The organism is Wenyingzhuangia fucanilytica (assembly GCF_001697185.1).
Lineage (GTDB): Bacteria > Bacteroidota > Bacteroidia > Flavobacteriales > Flavobacteriaceae > Wenyingzhuangia > Wenyingzhuangia fucanilytica.
Window position 1 is genome coordinate 1,276,927 of record NZ_CP014224.1, and the last position, 16,091, is coordinate 1,293,017.

General features: G+C 30.8%; 14 protein-coding genes. 7 read left to right on the forward strand and 7 right to left on the reverse strand.

Annotated elements, in window-relative coordinates; all coding sequences use genetic code 11:
• Nucleotides 1–92 precede the first annotated feature (92 nt).
• Both AXE80_RS05345 and AXE80_RS05350 read left to right on the forward strand, forming a co-directional pair.
• Nucleotides 93–1,181 carry a CNNM domain-containing protein gene (locus tag AXE80_RS05345; RefSeq protein ID WP_068825152.1) on the forward strand — a complete coding sequence of 363 codons (1,089 nt, stop codon included), beginning with the start codon at nt 93–95 and terminating at the stop codon, nt 1,179–1,181.
• Nucleotides 1,182–1,250: 69 nt separating this feature from the next.
• Nucleotides 1,251–2,798: an SDR family NAD(P)-dependent oxidoreductase gene (locus AXE80_RS05350; protein ID WP_068825154.1), complete on the forward strand. Its 1,548-nt coding sequence runs from the start codon at nt 1,251–1,253 to the stop codon at nt 2,796–2,798.
• Nucleotides 2,799–2,960: 162 nt separating this feature from the next.
• Here AXE80_RS05350 and AXE80_RS05355 read toward each other — a convergent pair whose 3' ends face one another.
• The 4 genes from AXE80_RS05355 to AXE80_RS05370 form a co-directional block, all read right to left on the reverse strand.
• Nucleotides 2,961–3,365 (reverse strand): group III truncated hemoglobin, encoded by a 405-nt coding sequence (locus tag AXE80_RS05355; protein ID WP_068825156.1) that lies wholly within the window; start codon nt 3,363–3,365, stop codon nt 2,961–2,963.
• A gap of 3 nt (nt 3,366–3,368) precedes the next feature.
• Nucleotides 3,369–4,472, reverse strand: a complete 1,104-nt coding sequence (locus AXE80_RS05360; protein WP_068825158.1) for a lipid II:glycine glycyltransferase FemX — start codon at nt 4,470–4,472, stop codon at nt 3,369–3,371.
• Nucleotides 4,473–4,560: 88 nt separating this feature from the next.
• Nucleotides 4,561–5,262 carry a ZIP family metal transporter gene (locus AXE80_RS05365; protein WP_068825161.1) on the reverse strand — a complete coding sequence of 234 codons (702 nt, stop codon included), beginning with the start codon at nt 5,260–5,262 and terminating at the stop codon, nt 4,561–4,563.
• Entirely contained in the window at nt 5,259–5,990 is a 732-nt protein-coding gene (locus AXE80_RS05370; protein WP_068825163.1) for a class I SAM-dependent methyltransferase, read from the reverse strand. The genes AXE80_RS05365 and AXE80_RS05370 overlap by 4 nt, the downstream gene beginning before the upstream one ends.
• Nucleotides 5,991–6,094: 104 nt before the next feature.
• On the opposite strand from AXE80_RS05370, the gene AXE80_RS05375 reads away from it, so the two are divergent.
• Nucleotides 6,095–7,264: a THUMP domain-containing class I SAM-dependent RNA methyltransferase gene (locus AXE80_RS05375; protein WP_068825165.1), complete on the forward strand. Its 1,170-nt coding sequence runs from the start codon at nt 6,095–6,097 to the stop codon at nt 7,262–7,264.
• A gap of 54 nt (nt 7,265–7,318) precedes the next feature.
• On the opposite strand, the gene AXE80_RS05380 is transcribed toward AXE80_RS05375, so the two are convergent.
• The 3 genes from AXE80_RS05380 to AXE80_RS05390 are packed head-to-tail and all read right to left on the reverse strand — an operon-like array spanning nt 7,319 to nt 10,876.
• Entirely contained in the window at nt 7,319–7,612 is a 294-nt protein-coding gene (locus tag AXE80_RS05380; RefSeq protein ID WP_068825167.1) for an FtsB family cell division protein, read from the reverse strand.
• Nucleotides 7,613–10,087: a polysaccharide biosynthesis tyrosine autokinase gene (locus AXE80_RS05385; protein WP_068825169.1), complete on the reverse strand. Its 2,475-nt coding sequence runs from the start codon at nt 10,085–10,087 to the stop codon at nt 7,613–7,615.
• Nucleotides 10,088–10,096: 9 nt separating this feature from the next.
• The gene (locus tag AXE80_RS05390; protein WP_068825171.1) at nt 10,097–10,876 is read right to left on the reverse strand and encodes a polysaccharide biosynthesis/export family protein; all 780 of its coding nucleotides are present in this window, start codon (nt 10,874–10,876) and stop codon (nt 10,097–10,099) included.
• Between the two features lie 97 nt (nt 10,877–10,973).
• Between AXE80_RS05390 and AXE80_RS05395 the strand changes: the two genes are divergently transcribed.
• From AXE80_RS05395 to secA, 4 genes are all read left to right on the forward strand, one after another.
• Nucleotides 10,974–11,744: an O-methyltransferase gene (locus AXE80_RS05395; protein ID WP_068825173.1), complete on the forward strand. Its 771-nt coding sequence runs from the start codon at nt 10,974–10,976 to the stop codon at nt 11,742–11,744.
• 2 nt (nt 11,745–11,746) lie between these two features.
• Nucleotides 11,747–12,322 carry a cob(I)yrinic acid a,c-diamide adenosyltransferase gene (locus tag AXE80_RS05400; RefSeq protein WP_068825175.1) on the forward strand — a complete coding sequence of 192 codons (576 nt, stop codon included), beginning with the start codon at nt 11,747–11,749 and terminating at the stop codon, nt 12,320–12,322.
• Nucleotides 12,323–12,400: 78 nt separating this feature from the next.
• A complete protein-coding gene (locus AXE80_RS05405) occupies nt 12,401–12,622 on the forward strand; it encodes a DUF2795 domain-containing protein (RefSeq protein WP_068825177.1) in 222 nt (73 codons plus the stop codon).
• Between the two features lie 80 nt (nt 12,623–12,702).
• Nucleotides 12,703–16,059, forward strand: coding sequence for a preprotein translocase subunit SecA (gene secA, locus AXE80_RS05410; RefSeq protein ID WP_068825179.1), 3,357 nt, complete (start codon nt 12,703–12,705; stop codon nt 16,057–16,059).
• Nucleotides 16,060–16,091: the final 32 nt, after the last annotated feature.

Here is a 16,091-nt window from a genome sequence, read left to right on the forward strand (position 1 = left end):
TGACCAAGTTTATATAAATTAAAGAATGTTTTAGGATAGGAGTGTTTATATTTTATAAAACTCATAAAAATTGTATATTTAATTAAAAAGAAATGATTCTACTGTTTTTGTACTTGTTTTTAGCCTTGTTTGTTTCATTTGTATGTTCAATATTAGAATCGGTACTTTTGTCTATTCCTCAGTCATTCTTAATTGTTAAGCAAGAAAAAGGAGCTAGTTGGGCTACCACTTTTATAGGGTATAAAAGTAATATAGACAAACCTTTGTCTGCTATTTTATCTATGAATACTGTTGCTCATACTATTGGAGCGGCAGGGGTTGGAGCACAAGCTGTTAAAATATACGGAGAGGCTTCTTTTGGAATGGTATCGGCGGTGTTAACCATACTAATTCTTGTGTTTACAGAAATTATTCCTAAAACAATGGGAGCTAATTATTGGAGACAATTGGCTGTGATTTCTGTACATGTTATTAGTGGAATGGTGTTTTTAACTTATCCGTTGGTAATGATGTCTGCATTGATTACCAAACTATTTTCATCTGATAAAAAAGAACAAACCACTAGTAGAGAAGAAATTGCTGCTTTGGCAAGTATTGGAGCAGATGAAGGAGTTTTTTCGGAAAAAGAACACAAAATTATTCATAACATTTTAAGATTAAAAAATGTAAAAGTAGTAGAGATCATGACTCCAAGAGTTGTGGTAGTTGTTGCTGATGAAAACTTATTATTAAATGATTTTTTAAAAAGTAAAGATTATTTAAAGTATTCAAGAATTCCTGTTTATTCTGATAATGAAGAAAATATCACGGGATATGTGTTTAGGCAAGAGGTTTTTGAAAAGTTAGCAGAAAATAAATATGAGTTAAAATTAAAAGATATTAAAAGAGATATTTATGTAGTTTCTAATGATATTGTGTTGTTTTCTCTTTGGGAAAATTTGTTAGAGAAAAAAGAACACATTGCTTTAATTGTGGATCAATACGGTGGAGTAGATGGTGTTGTAACTATGGAAGACATTATAGAAACGCTATTAGGTTTAGAAATTATGGATGAAAAAGATACCATTATTGATATGCAAAAATTTGCAAGAGAAAGATGGAAAACACGCCAAGCAAAATATAAATTACTTTATAAATTAAATAGAGAAATTAGATCTGATGATGATAAAAATGATGCTTAACTTCTTATAGAATAGTGTTATAAATCATACAGTATATCGTATATTTGCATTCGATTTTTACACAAACAAATGTCAGAGAATTCTAAACAATCATCTGTAAATGAAGCAGAAGTAAAGCAATGTATTCAAACAATTGAATCTTTGTTAGAAGATACCAATCAACTTTTTGAAATGCCAGAAGAACAACGTGTGGCTTTAATGAAAGTAGCAGGATTGTTGAGTAGGCCTACCAAAGAAGAGCAAGACAAGCGTAGAAAAAACGCAAAGAAAGCAGCAAAACGTAAACAACAAGAGAGAGATAAACATGCTCGAAAAGAAACAGGAATTCGTTCTGCTAGAGAATCGGCTGTTTTTGAAGCTCCAAAAATGTTGACTTTTACCGAGGTTAAAAAAGAGGATACTCCGGAGTTAGAGTCTCCTAGAAACTGTTATGTGTGTAAAACGTTGTATACCAAACTACATCATTTTTATGATAGTATGTGTACCGAGTGTGGAGATTTTAATTATGCTAAACGTTTCCAAACTGCTGATTTAACTGGTCAAGTAGCTATTATGACGGGATCTCGTTTAAAAATAGGTTATCATATCACTTTAATGATGTTACGTTCAGGAGCTACGGTAATTGCTACGACTCGTTTTCCTGCAGATTCTGCCATTCGTTTTGCCAAAGAAGCAGATTTTCACGAATGGGGACATCGTTTAAAAATTCACGGGTTGGATTTAAGGCATATTCCAAGTGTAGAAATTTTCTGTAACTATATAGAGCAAAAATACGATAGATTAGATATTTTAATAAATAATGCCGCACAAACGGTAAGAAGACCAGCAGGTTTCTATACTCATATGATGGAAACAGAAGAGAAACCTTTGTCTGCTTTGCCTGTGAATGCTCAAGAACTATTAAGTGATCACTACGGTTGTTTAGAAGAGTTGAGTTTATTAAGCGGTAGTGTAGTAGCAACCAATAAGAATGCACCAGTAAGTTGGCATGGAGAACAACCAGGAGTTGGATTAAGAGCTTCGGCTAAATTATCTCAAATTCCTTATAGTTTTGATAATTCTTTAGTAACTAATGAAGTGTTTCCTGAAGGGGAATTAGATGCAGATTTACAACAAGTTGATTTACGTAAAACCAATAGTTGGCGTTTAAAAATAGGAGAGATAGAAACTACTGAAATGGTAGAGGTTCAGTTGGTAAATTCTGTAGCACCTTTTGTGTTAATTAACCGTTTGGGTGAGTTGATGAAAAAGGAAAATACAGGAATGAAGCATATTATTAATGTATCTGCTATGGAAGGGAAGTTCTATCGATTTAAAAAAGAAGATAGACATCCACATACCAATATGGCAAAGGCAGCCTTAAATATGTTAACTCATACTTCCGCATCAACATTTGCAAAACATGGAATTTACATGAATGCTGTGGACACAGGTTGGGTAACCGATGAAGATCCTGCTGAATTATCTAAGAAAAAAGTAGAAGTACACGATTTTCAGCCTCCGTTAGATATTGTTGATGGTGCAGCTCGTGTAATAGACCCGTTGTTTGATGGAATAAACACTGGAAAACATTGGTGTGGTAAGTTTTTAAAAGATTATAAGCCTATTGATTGGTAGTTTTGGAAGATGGTCGTTGGTAAAAGGTAAAAAGATGGAATGATTGAGAAAGTAATATTTGTTTAAATATATTCTTGATTCCGCTTAAACACCAATTCATTAGGGCATCGAACGGAGTAGAGATGTTAATATGGGAAAATATAAGAAAGAGTAGCTAAACAGCTACTCTTTCTTGTTTTTGGGTTTATTTCTGGCAATAACTACATTCTGAATGTGAGCAATACTAAAAGCTGCCATTTGAGCTCTAGTGGCCAAATCACCTTCGTACAAACCATCAATTGTTTTTTTCCAGATACTTAACCAATGATCAAAATGTTTTTGAGTAATCATGTGGTTAAAAGTAGCATCTGTTGCTAAGTGTTTTTGGGTAGGATTTCCTTTAAACTTTGGAATTCCAAACAAATTTGTTTCCCAAAAATCAGTTAATTTTTCTAGGTGTGCTGGCCAATCTTCATTAGGAATCATTCTGTTAAAAATAGGGCCTAATAAATCATCTTTTCTGATTTCATCATAAAAGGCACAAACCAATTTATTGATGTCTACTCTGTTTTGAATATCTGTTTTCATAGGTTAAAGATACTGTTCTTTATATTGATATAAGTCGTAAAATTCTTTGTCGTATGGATAATCCCAACATCCCATTCTGTGATAAAGATCTCCACCAAATCCTTTTTTATAAATATGTACACCGTGCAAAGGATGTGTTTTTTCTAAATTTGGTGCCGATCCAAACATGTCGTATTCTATACATCCCCAATTTTTAGAAATTTTTATAGATTCCCATTGAAGTGCATAACTAGCCATTTGGTTGTTTTTACAAGAAGAAGATGCTCCATATAAATAAGTTCCTCGTTCTTTGGATAAAACTAAAAACATAGAAGCAAGGAACTCCCCATCTAAATCAGCCATTAGCATTTTAACGGTTACTCCTTTATTGTGATGATCTTGATTGGTAAATATAGTTGTAAAAAAATCTTCACTTTGTAAGGGGATATCGTGCCTAACAGCAGTGTCGTGGTAAAGTTTGTACCAATCTTTAATGTGTTCAATACCATATTCTTTTACACGAATTCCATTCTTAAAAGCTTTTTTGATGTTGTATCGCGTATTATATCTCATGTTTTTAAGTAATTCTTTTTCCGATAATGTTAAATCAAGAAAAAAAGTATTTTTAGGTAACACATCTCCTATACTTTTTTTTAAATTCCAATGATTGGTTTTAAAGTTTACACGATATTCCTGTGTTTTTGAGATGGGAGGGCCAATCCAATTTCCAGATTTATCAAAATATTCATCTTCTACCGCCCATTGGTTTTCCCAAATTAAATCATAACGAATAAACATACAATTTGAGGGAAGATGCGGTTTTATAGCTTCTGATAATTGTTCTAAAAACAATCCTTGGTTTTCAAAAGAGGGTTCTAATTTTGGACCATAAGGAACATAAGCAAAACAGGTATTGTCATCAATTTTTTTTGTGAGTATCAATAAATCTTCTCCTGTTTTTACATCAGCATCTTCATTTACATCTAATAAATCTTTTGAAACAGTTAATTCGAATCCGAGTGGAAGTAAACCTTGATTTTTTTTAATTCGACCCCAAAAAGGAGTTTGTGTAATGATATTTGTTGTGTTGAGTTCTTCTATTTTTTTTGATTCTAACTTACAAATCATACTTTTTTTTGCAAAGCTAAAAATCAATTATTGAATATGAAATATTTTAGAAGTTCTTCTTTTTAAAACTAATCTTTGTTGATGACAATTAAAATAAAGCAATTGCCATCCCTAATAAAATGGCAATAAATTTAGGGTAACTAAACTTGTGGTTTTCTGAACTTTCGAAAAGAATTACAGTAGATATATGTAAGAAAATACCAATGATTAACGCTGTAATTTGATGTTGATAATCTTGAAAAAAGTAAATTTTAGAGGCTAAAAAACTTCCCAAAGGACTCATCAAAGCAAAAGTGGTCATAAAAAACACAACTTTTTTTAAATCGTATTCATGTTTTAAAAAGAAAGAAGTTAATACAATTCCTACAGGAACTTTGTGAATAACAATAGCCCATAAAAAAGATTGATTATTTGCGTATCCTAAAGGAATTCCTTCGGAAAAAGCATGAATACACAAACTAATAAACAACATCCAAGGAAATTGTTTTTTTGAATCGTGAATATGAACATGTCCGTGTTCTGCTCCTTTAGAAAAAGATTCTAAAACCAATTGTATGATAATACCAATAAGTATAAAAACACCAACCATTTTAGAATCTATGGTGTTTGAATGCTCGTGATTGTGATCTAAAATTCCAAAAGCTTCGGGTAATAAATGACTAATCGTCATTGATAATAAATACGCACCACTAAACGAAAGTAGTAGTTGTATAAACTTTTTGTTTGGTTGACTGATGCTTACAAATAATACACTTGCTAAGACAGAAACAATTAAATAAACGTATATCATTTTGTTAAAATCAAGATAAGTCTATCTGAGTTTTCTACATCAAAATCAGATAAATTATAGTCGCCAAAGATATGTTTAATTTTTAAATTGGCTTGCTTAGAATAGTGTTTGAATTTTTCTAAATCTATGGCTTTTACACGCTCTTGAAAATGAAGGGTTTCATCATTTTCGTTAAGAGATATTTCTTTGGTAATAAATCCATCAGTTACGTGTCTTTTGATATTAAATTCAATATCATCACGTGTTACCACTTCAGCATTTACCAAGTTTTTTATCACTTTGTTTACATTCATGTAATCAATTACCGCAACTCCTTCATCATTTAAACAGTCTTCAATATTTTGTAAAACCTTAATATCATCGCTGTCTTCATCAAAATATCCAAAACTGGTAAACATATTAAAAACGGCATCAACCTTAATGTTAAAAGGCTTACGCATATCTTGTACAATAAACTTTAAAGTATTATTGGCAAATTGATTGGCGTAATCTATACTGTTTTTAGACAAATCTGCTCCAATTACAGGATATCCAAGTGTGTTTAAAAAAATAGAATGCCTTCCTTTTCCACAGGCTAAATCTAAAATTGAATTGTTTTTAGGAAGTTTTAAAAAGGAAACCAAGTTTTGCATAAATGCTTTGGCTTCATCGTTGTTTCTGTTTTTGTATAAAATATGGTAATAACGCGTGTTGAACCATTCGCCAAACCAAGTTTTAGTGTTTTCCATGTACTTTTTTAATTGAAGTTCAAATTTAGTTAATTTATTCTTTAGTAGTTTTATTCAAAAGACATTACAATCAATTACTTTTGTGGTCTAAAATATACAAGTATATGGGAGTTAACTTTAAAATGGTAGCCATTACCTTACAAGGTTTAGAAGAAGTTTTAAGTAATGAGTTAAAGCAACTTGGTGCTCAAGATGTTAAAGCTGGGGTTAGGATGGTTGAATTTGTTGGTGATGAGGGATTTATGTACAAAGCAAATTTGTATTTAAGAACCGCTATTAGAATTTTAAAACCTATTATAAAGTTTAAGGTTAAAAACGAAGATGATTTATATAAGAATTTATTAAAAATTCGTTGGGAAAAATATTTAGATGTAAGGGGAACTTTTGCAACCAAAGGAACCAATCAATTTAGTGGAATAACTAGTAACACACATTATTTGGCTTTAAAAACTAAAGATGCTATTGCAGATTATTTTAAAGCTAAATACGATGCTAGACCCGATGTAGATATTAAACATCCAGATTTAAAGGTAAATGTACACATAGATAGATATGGGTTTTGTACGGTTTCTTTAGATAGTTCAGGAGATTCTTTACACAAAAGAGGATATAGAATGAATACCAACTTGGCACCAATCAACGAGGTATTGGCTGCTGGTTTGGTTTTGTTATCGGGGTATACGGGAGAACAAAATTTTATTGATCCTATGTGTGGATCTGCTACAATTTTAATTGAGGCAGCAATGGTGGCTTGTAATATTCCGGCAAACATCAATAGAAAAGAGTTTGCTTTTGAAAAATGGAAAGATTATGATGAAAATTTATTTTTTGCCATTCAAGATTCATTAATTAAAAAAATTAGAGATCCTCAATGTAAAATAATGGGGTTTGATAAAGCTCCATCTGCAGTAAGAAAGGCCAACGAAAATATTGCGAGTGCTAATTTAGAGGAGTTTATAGGAGTACATCATATCAACTTTTTTAATTCTAAAAAGGAAGTATTTGGTCCGACCACTATATTGTTTAATCCACCTTATGGAGAGCGATTAAAATTGGATGATATAGAAGGTTTTTACAAGAGTATAGGAGATACTTTAAAGCATAATTATCACAATTCAACAGCTTGGTTTATTACTTCGGATATTGAAGCTTTAAAGCATGTTGGATTGAGAACTAGTAGAAGAATAGCAATTAAAAACAGTGATTTAGATTGTAAGTTTGTAAAGTACGATATTTACGAAGGGAGCAAAAAAGCATCTAAAAACGATTATTAATTAAGAATCATATTTATAAAAAAAGAGCTTTCTAAATTTTAGAAAGCTCTTTTTTTAATCTATAGTATCATACTCTATTAAATACAAAAATTCATCGTCTTTTTTGTAGTGATATTTTTCTCGTGCATAGTTATTGATGTTTTCTTGCACGGCATGTTCTTCAATTGTTTTTCTATTCTTTTTGATTTCAGATTTATAAAAATCAATTGTCTTTTCTAACTTATTAATTTCTCTATTGTATTCTAGTTGATACAAATAAGAGTTAGAATCAAAAAATAGCATCCAAACAATAAAGACAACAATAACAGTTGGTCCTATTATTTTTTTGTTTTTTAAATTCAACTTCATTTATATTCCTTTTTTAGGATTAAGAATGTTTTTAATTCGAGTTCTTAAAGATAGCTTTTCTTCTGCGTGATATCCGTATGAATAAGAACCGTATCCGTAACCGTAACCATATCCGTATCTGTATCCATATTTAGAGGTTTGTGCAAAATCATTAATAATAAAAGCAATGTTTTTTACTTCATTGTTCGTGTATTTTTGATCTATCATTTTCATCATTCCTTTTTTGGTGTAGCCTTGCCTAGTAACATAGATATTGGCATCAGAATAATCCATCAAATCTAAAGCATCAGAAACAAGTCCAATAGGTGGAGTATCAATAATAATATAATCGTATTTTCTCTTTAAATTTACAAACAAGTCTTTAGTCGCTTGACTAAGAATTAATTCCGAAGGGTTAGGAGGGATGGTTCCTGTTACAATAATGTCAAGGTTTTCGACCTCTGTTTTTTGAGTCACTTGATCTAATGATTGTTGCCCAATAATATAATCTACCAAACCAAACTCATTTTCTAAATCAAAATCTCTATGAATTTTAGGTTTTCTTAAATCAAACCCTAACAAAATAGTTTTTTTACCACTTAGTGCAAAAGAACTAGCAATGTTCATAGAGGTTACTGTTTTTCCTTCACCACTAATAGAGGAAGTACAAAGAATGGTTTTGTTTGGTTTTTGAACATCTTCTTTGTGAAATAAATAAGGAATGTTTGATCTTAAAGCTCTGTACGATTCTGATACCGATGATTTAGGACTATTTAACAATACCAAATTAGATTTGTTTTTGTTTTTTCCTACAACTCCTAATACAGGAATATGATATAAACGTTCTAGTTGCTCTACAGTATAAATATTATCGTCTAAAGCTTCTATAATAGTGATAAAAATCAATGGTAATATAATGGCTAATAAAATAGCAACTATATAATTAAATGATGATTTTTTAGCTAAAGGACCTTGACCAATATCTTTTGCATTATCAATAATCTTAATGCTAGAAGAATTGGCTGCAATGGCCGCTCCTGCTTCGTAACTTTTTTGTTTTAAAAGGTTAAAGTTACTTTCAGAAATAGTGTAATTTTTTTCTAATTGTATAAGTTGATATTCTTTAAGTGGTAAATCTTTAATAGAGGTTTTAACCTTGTTTAGTTCCTCGGTTGCTTTGTTAGATTTAATAGCGTTGTATTCTATTAAAGCATCAATTCTACTTTTAATGTTTTGTTTAGAAAGTTTTATTTTATTCTCTAAATCTATAAACTCTGGATGAGTAGGGTAAATGTGATTAGATAGTAGTTTTTCTTTTAACAATAAAAAATTAATCAACTCAGAAATGCTAGTTTGTAATCCTACATCTCCTAACTCGGTTAAAGGAATGTTTTTAATATCAACATCATTGGTAAGGGCATTGTTTTTAAGCCTCAACAATAATTCTGTATTGTTTTTTATTTCCTTTTGTAGGTTGGTGTAATTTAAAATTTCTTGATAAGCTTGTTCTCCTTCACTAGATAAATTAAGAGCGTTTTTAGATTTAAAACTAATTAATTGATCTTCTATGTTTTGTAAGTTTTTAGACTCTATACCAAACAAAGAATCTATAAAAGTTTTGGTTTTTACAGCGTATTCAATTTTGGTTTCTTTTTCAGCTTCTCCAAGTAGGTAAATGGTTTTGTTGATATAATCAATCAAACGTTTTTTGTTAGCACCTTGTATACTTAAGTTTAGTAAAGAAGTACCTGTAACAGCAGTATTGATATCAATTCTTTGGTATGAAGCTACAGTTCCATTAAAAGAGCTAAAACTAATATAGTAAGGGGTGTTTAAAGTTGGTTTATTTACCAAATGGATGTCAAAATCACAAAAAGGAGTGATAATACTTTTTTTAAGATCAAAAGATTGAGTGTAGTTGTTCGTGTTTAAATCAATTGATTTTGATGTGTGATTTGTGTAGTTGTATAAGTTAAGAAAACTACTTTGTTCATTTAAATCTAAAGATACTTCTACAGTATTTTCATCGGTAAAAATAAGTTGAATTTTATGCCCTTGTACTTGATACCCATCAGGATTGTTAATTCTAATAACAAAAGGAGTGTAACCATAAACATCTTTGTACCTAGTTTCTAAAAGTATTTTTTCTTTTTGTAAATAGTTAGTGTAAAACTGTAATTCAGAAACTACTTTTTCGTTATGAGTTCTCGATTTAAAATCGGCTTTAATAGACTCAACCATATCGCTCGCTCCACCCCATTTAAAAGAAATGTTGGTGCTAGATGATAACATTGGGTTAGATTTTTCATCAATAGTAATTAAACTAGAGATTTTATAAGTATCAGTACCCATCATGTTTTTATACTTAGCAAATGCTAGCGATATCACAACAGATAGAACAAAAAGTTTCCAATAACTAAAAACTTTTAGTAGGTAACTTTTTATATCAATAGATCCAAATTCCTTGGTTAGGTCTTTTATGTTTTTGGTAGACATTAACTTGTTTTATAATGAATTAATGAATAAAAATGTAGTCACTATAACAGTGAATGTTGATAAAACAGTGTTAAACACACTCAAGCCAGTAGTACCAACCCCAATAGGCTTTTGTTTAATAGGTTTGATATTAATGATATCATTGTTTTTAATTAAAAAAACATCTGAATTAAAGGTATTGATATCAGTTAAATCTATTTCGTATTTTCTTAAACCATCTTCTTCTTGTCTAATAACTTCTACATTGGTTCTGTTACCATATTCTGTAACATCACCAGAGTTTGCAATGGCATCAATAATATTTGCTTCGTATTGCATTAAATAGTTGGTTCCAGGCTTTCCAATTTCTCCAAGAATAGTGTATTTAATTCCTGCATATTTTACATCAACAAAATAGCTATCGGTGTTTTGAATGTATTTAGAAAGTTCTTTTTCAATTTTAATTCTAATTTCATCTATGCTAAATCCCAAAACATTCATTTCTCCAATATAAGGAAGTCTAATGTTTCCATGAGTATCAATTCGGTATCCTGTTAAATAAGGATTGATGTTTATTCCACCACCAGCTTGTTGGCTGCTATTGGCTAAAGAATTAAAGAACTCGGTTAGCTCAGTGTCTTTAGAAGAAACTTTAATAATAAGGATATCATTAACCTGTGTCTTAAAAGTTTTGTGCTGTAAATTGTATATTTTTTCAGAAGTGTTCCCTTGTAAATAGGTGATTCTTTTGTTGCTAACACAAGAAATTAAAAAACTTAATGATAGAAAGGCAATAAGGAGTTTTTTCATTTAACTTAAATAATGGCTCTAAGCACAAATATAAAATTATAAATTTGAGTATGTAACATTAATTTGCTTTACTTTTACGCTTGTTTTATTGTGATATATGGTTAAAAAATACATAAAATACTTAACAAAATCTACCAATGAGCATGGGGTGCATTCTCCATTTGTTTTTAAATTGGTAACAGAGTGCATTTATAAAAAATCATCCAGTACTGTTGTTCATCAATATAAGGAATATAGAGAAGGTTTAAAAAAATCTTCTAAAACTATAAAGGTTAAAGATTTAGGAGCTGGATCTAGAGTGTTTAAAAATGATACAAGAAAAGTATCAGATTTGGTTGATAAAGTAAGTGTTTCTAAAAAATACGGATTGTTATTAAATAGGTTGATGAATCATTTACATATTCAATCTGTTTTAGAGTTAGGAACTTCAGTAGGTTTAGGTACTGCTGCCATGTGTATTAATAATTCAGAAGTTAAAATTGATACTATTGAGGGTTGTAAAGAAACTTTAGAGGTTGCTAAAAACCAATTTGAAAAGCATGATTTTCAATCACAAATTACTTCTTACAACTCGGGTTTTGATGAGGTGTTGCCATCGTTAGTGTCTCAAAAAAAGTATGATTTAATTTATTTTGATGGGAATCATCAAAAAGAAGCTACTTTAAAATATTTTGAAGAATGTTTAGAAAGTACTCACAACGATTCTGTTTTTATTTTTGATGATATTTATTGGTCTGATGGAATGGAAGAAGCTTGGGAAGTGATTAAAAATCATCCTAAGGTAAAAGTAACAGTAGATTTATTTAAATGGGGATTGGTGTTTTTTAGAAGAGAACAAGCTAAAGAACATTTTAAAATTAGATTTTAAAAATGAAGATTTATACAAAAACAGGTGATGCTGGAGAAACCTCATTATTTGGAGGAAAAAGAGTTCCAAAATCGCATATTAGAATTGATGCTTACGGTACTGTAGATGAATTAAATTCTTATATAGGATTGCTAAGAGATTTAGAAATAGATAATCATCATAAAACGTTTTTAATCAACATTCAAGAAGAATTATTCGTTATCGGAGCTTTTTTAGCTACTCCAGAGGAGAGTGAAACTTTAAAAAACGGTAAAAGTAGGTTAAGATTAGATGTATTTGGAGAAAAAGAAGTGGCTGTGTTAGAAAAGGAAATTGATGCGCTTGATGGTCAACTAGAACCTATGACACATTTTATTTTACCAGGAGGAAATGTAGTGGTGTCACATTGTCACATTGCTAGAACAATTTGTCGTAGGGCAGAGAGAATCTGTGTTTTGTTGCAGTCAGAAGAAACTGTCAATGTTGGTATTCTAAAATATTTAAATAGACTATCAGACTATTTATTTGTGTTGGCACGAATGTTGTCTAAACAGTTACAGGTGGTTGAAACCAAGTGGATTCCATCAAAAAATAAATAAGTTCTTTAAAAGACTAAAAAAAACTTGACTTTTTTAATTAAAAAATTATTTTTGCAATAATTATAATTTGATAAAGAAATGTATTGGACTTTAGAATTAGCTAATTATTTAGCAGATGCACCTTGGCCAGCCTCGAAAGATGAATTGATAGATTTTGCAATAAGAACGGGAGCACCATTAGAAGTTGTAGAAAATTTACAAAGTTTAGAGGACGAGGGTGAAATCTACGATGATATTGTAGAAATTTGGCCTGATTATCCTACTGAAGAAGACTATCTTTGGAACGAGGAAGAATATTAAAATATTTGAATATTAAATAAAGAAAAAGTCTCATTAGAGGCTTTTTTTTTATTTATTTTTAAAACATAAAACAATAAATGATGGGCATATTAGACTCAGTATTAAAAGTATTTGTTGGAGATAAACAACAAAAAGATTTAAAATTATTACAACCAATAGTTGGTGAAGTAAGAGCTTTTGAAGAAGCTTTTAAAAAATTAACGATTGATGAATTAAGGGCGAAAACAGTTGAGTTTAAAGATTTAATTGCCAAAGAAACCAAAACTATAGAAGATGAAATTGCTGCTTTAGAAGAAAAAGCAAAAACAGCGGCTATAGACGATAAAGAAGCAATCTATAATCAAATTGATGTTTTACAAGATCAAGCTTATGAAGCTTCTGAAAAAGTACTAAGTAACATTCAAGCAGAAGCTTTTGCTGTTATTAAAGAAACTGCTAGAAGATTTACAGAAAACACTCAAATAGAGGTTACTGCAAGTGCATATGATAGAGAGTTGTCTGCTAACAATAGTTATGTGGAGTTAGTAGGAGAGGACAAAGCGGTTTGGCATAACTCATGGGATGCTTCTGGAACTCAAGTAACTTGGAACATGGTTCATTACGATGTTCAGTTAATTGGTGGTTCTGTATTACATCAAGGTAAAATTGCCGAAATGATGACTGGGGAAGGTAAGACATTGGTAGCAACCTTACCAATTTACTTAAACGCATTATCAGGAAAAGGAGTACACGTTGTAACTGTAAACGATTACTTAGCAAAGCGTGATAGTGCTTGGATGGCACCTTTATTTCAGTTCCACGGATTAACGATTGACTGTATAGATAATCACAAATCTAATTCTCCAGAAAGAAGAAAAGCTTATAACGCTGATATTACTTACGGAACAAATAATGAATTTGGTTTTGATTATTTACGTGATAATATGGCTAGTACTATGGAAGACTTGGTACAACGTAAGCCAAATTATGCTATTGTAGATGAGGTGGATTCTGTATTAATTGATGATGCTCGTACACCATTAATTATTTCTGGTCAAGTTCAAGATGGAGATAGACACGAATTTAACGAGTTAAAACCTAAAGTTGCAGATATTGTTGCTTTACAAAGTAAATATTTGGTTGGAGTTTTAGCAAATGCTAAAAAATTAATCAAAGAAGGAGATACTAAAGAAGGAGCTTTTCAATTATTAAGAGTTTATAGAGGTTTACCTAAAAACAAAGCCTTAATTAAGTTTTTGTCTCAAGAAGGGATTAGACAGTTATTACAAAAAACTGAAAATCACTACATGGCAGACAACAACAAAGAAATGCCTGTGGTTGATAAAGAATTGTATTTTGTGATTGAAGAAAAGAACAATTCTATTGAGTTAACAGAAAAAGGTATTGCTACTTTATCAGGAGACCAAGGAGGAGACTTTTTTGTGTTACCAGATATTGGAGTAAAAATTGGAGAGTTAGATCAACAAGATATTTCTGAAGAAGAAAAAGTAGCTCAAAAAGAAGAATTATACAGAGACTTTAGTATTAAGAGTGAAAGAATTCACACTTTAAATCAATTGCTAAAAGCTTATACTTTGTTTGAAAAAGATACAGAGTATGTAGTAATGGATAATAAGGTGAAAATTGTTGATGAGCAAACAGGACGTATCATGGAAGGACGTCGTTACTCTGATGGTTTACACCAAGCAATTGAGGCTAAAGAAAATGTAAAGATTGAAGCAGCTTCTCAAACATACGCAACAGTAACTTTACAAAATTACTTTAGAATGTATCGCAAACTTTCTGGTATGACTGGTACTGCGATTACAGAAGCTGGAGAATTTTGGCAAATTTATGAGTTGGATGTAGTGGAAATTCCAACCAATAAACCTATTGCAAGAGAAGATAAAGAAGATTTAATTTATAAGACACAGCGAGAAAAGTACAATGCTGTTATAGAAGATATTGTAAAACTTGTAGAAGCAGGTAGACCAGTCTTAGTAGGTACAACCTCTGTAGAAATTTCTGAATTATTAGGTAGAATGTTATCTATCAGAAAAATTAAACACAATGTATTAAACGCTAAGTTGCACAAAAAAGAAGCAGATATTGTTGCAGAAGCTGGTAAGCCAGGAATTGTAACTATTGCAACCAACATGGCAGGTCGTGGTACCGATATTAAATTGTCTGATGAAGTAAAAGCAGCAGGTGGTTTGGCTATTATTGGTACAGAACGTCACGATTCTCGTCGTGTAGACCGTCAGTTACGTGGTCGTGCAGGTCGTCAAGGAGATGTAGGTTCTTCTCAATTCTACGTATCTTTAGAAGATAACTTAATGCGTTTGTTTGGTTCTGATAGAATTGCCAAAATGATGGATAGAATGGGATTAGAAGAAGGAGAAGTAATTCAACACTCTATGATTACCAAGTCTATTGAAAGAGCACAGAAAAAAGTAGAAGAAAACAACTTTGGTATACGTAAGCGTTTGTTAGAATATGATGATATTATGAACTCTCAGCGTGAAGTAGTTTACAAACGTAGACGTCATGCTTTAGATGGTAAACGTTTACAAGTAGACATTGCTAACATGGTTTATGATGCTTGTGCAACGATAGTTGATGATAATAAATTAACTAATGATTTTCAGAATTTTGAATTTGAGTTAATTTTAAACACTTCTATGAGTTCTCCTTTTTCTAAAGAAGAATTTACCAATACGCCACCACAAGAATTATCAGATAAGTTGTACGAAATAGTGATGAAACACTATACTGATAAAATGGCTAGAAATGCTAATTCGGCTTATCCAATTATCAAAAATGTTTTTGAAAACGAAGGAGATAGATACGAGCGTATTGTAGTTCCTTTTAGTGATGGAGTAAAAACGTTAAGAGTGGTTACAGATTTAAAAAAATCATATGAATCACAAGGAGCAGAGTTAATTTCTGATTTTGAGAAAAACATCACTTTAGCTATTATTGATGATGAATGGAAAGATCATTTACGTAAAATGGATGATTTAAAGCAATCTGTTCAAAATGCATCATACGAGCAAAAAGATCCTTTATTAATTTATAAGTTTGAAGCTTTTGAGTTGTTCAAAAAGATGTTGGATAAAATAAACAAAGAAGTTTTATCATTCTTGTTTAAAGGAGAATTGCCAGAAAGTAATCAACAGATTTCTGAAGCTAAAGAGCAAAAAGTACAACAGAATGTACAAGTTTCTAAGCAAGAAGTATTAAATTCTTCAGAAGCTGCAAATAGACAAGCTATTCAAAACTCTCAAGGAGCAGAACAGGCTAGACCAGAAACAATGGTGAGAGAGCAGCCAAAAATTGGTAGAAATGATAAAGTAATCATTCAGAATGTGCAAACTGGAGAAAAAAAGGAAACCAAGTTTAAACAAGCAATTCCTTTATTAGAAACAGGTAAGTGGGTTATTACAGGATTGGCTTAAACCCAAATGATATAATTAAGAAATACCTCTTT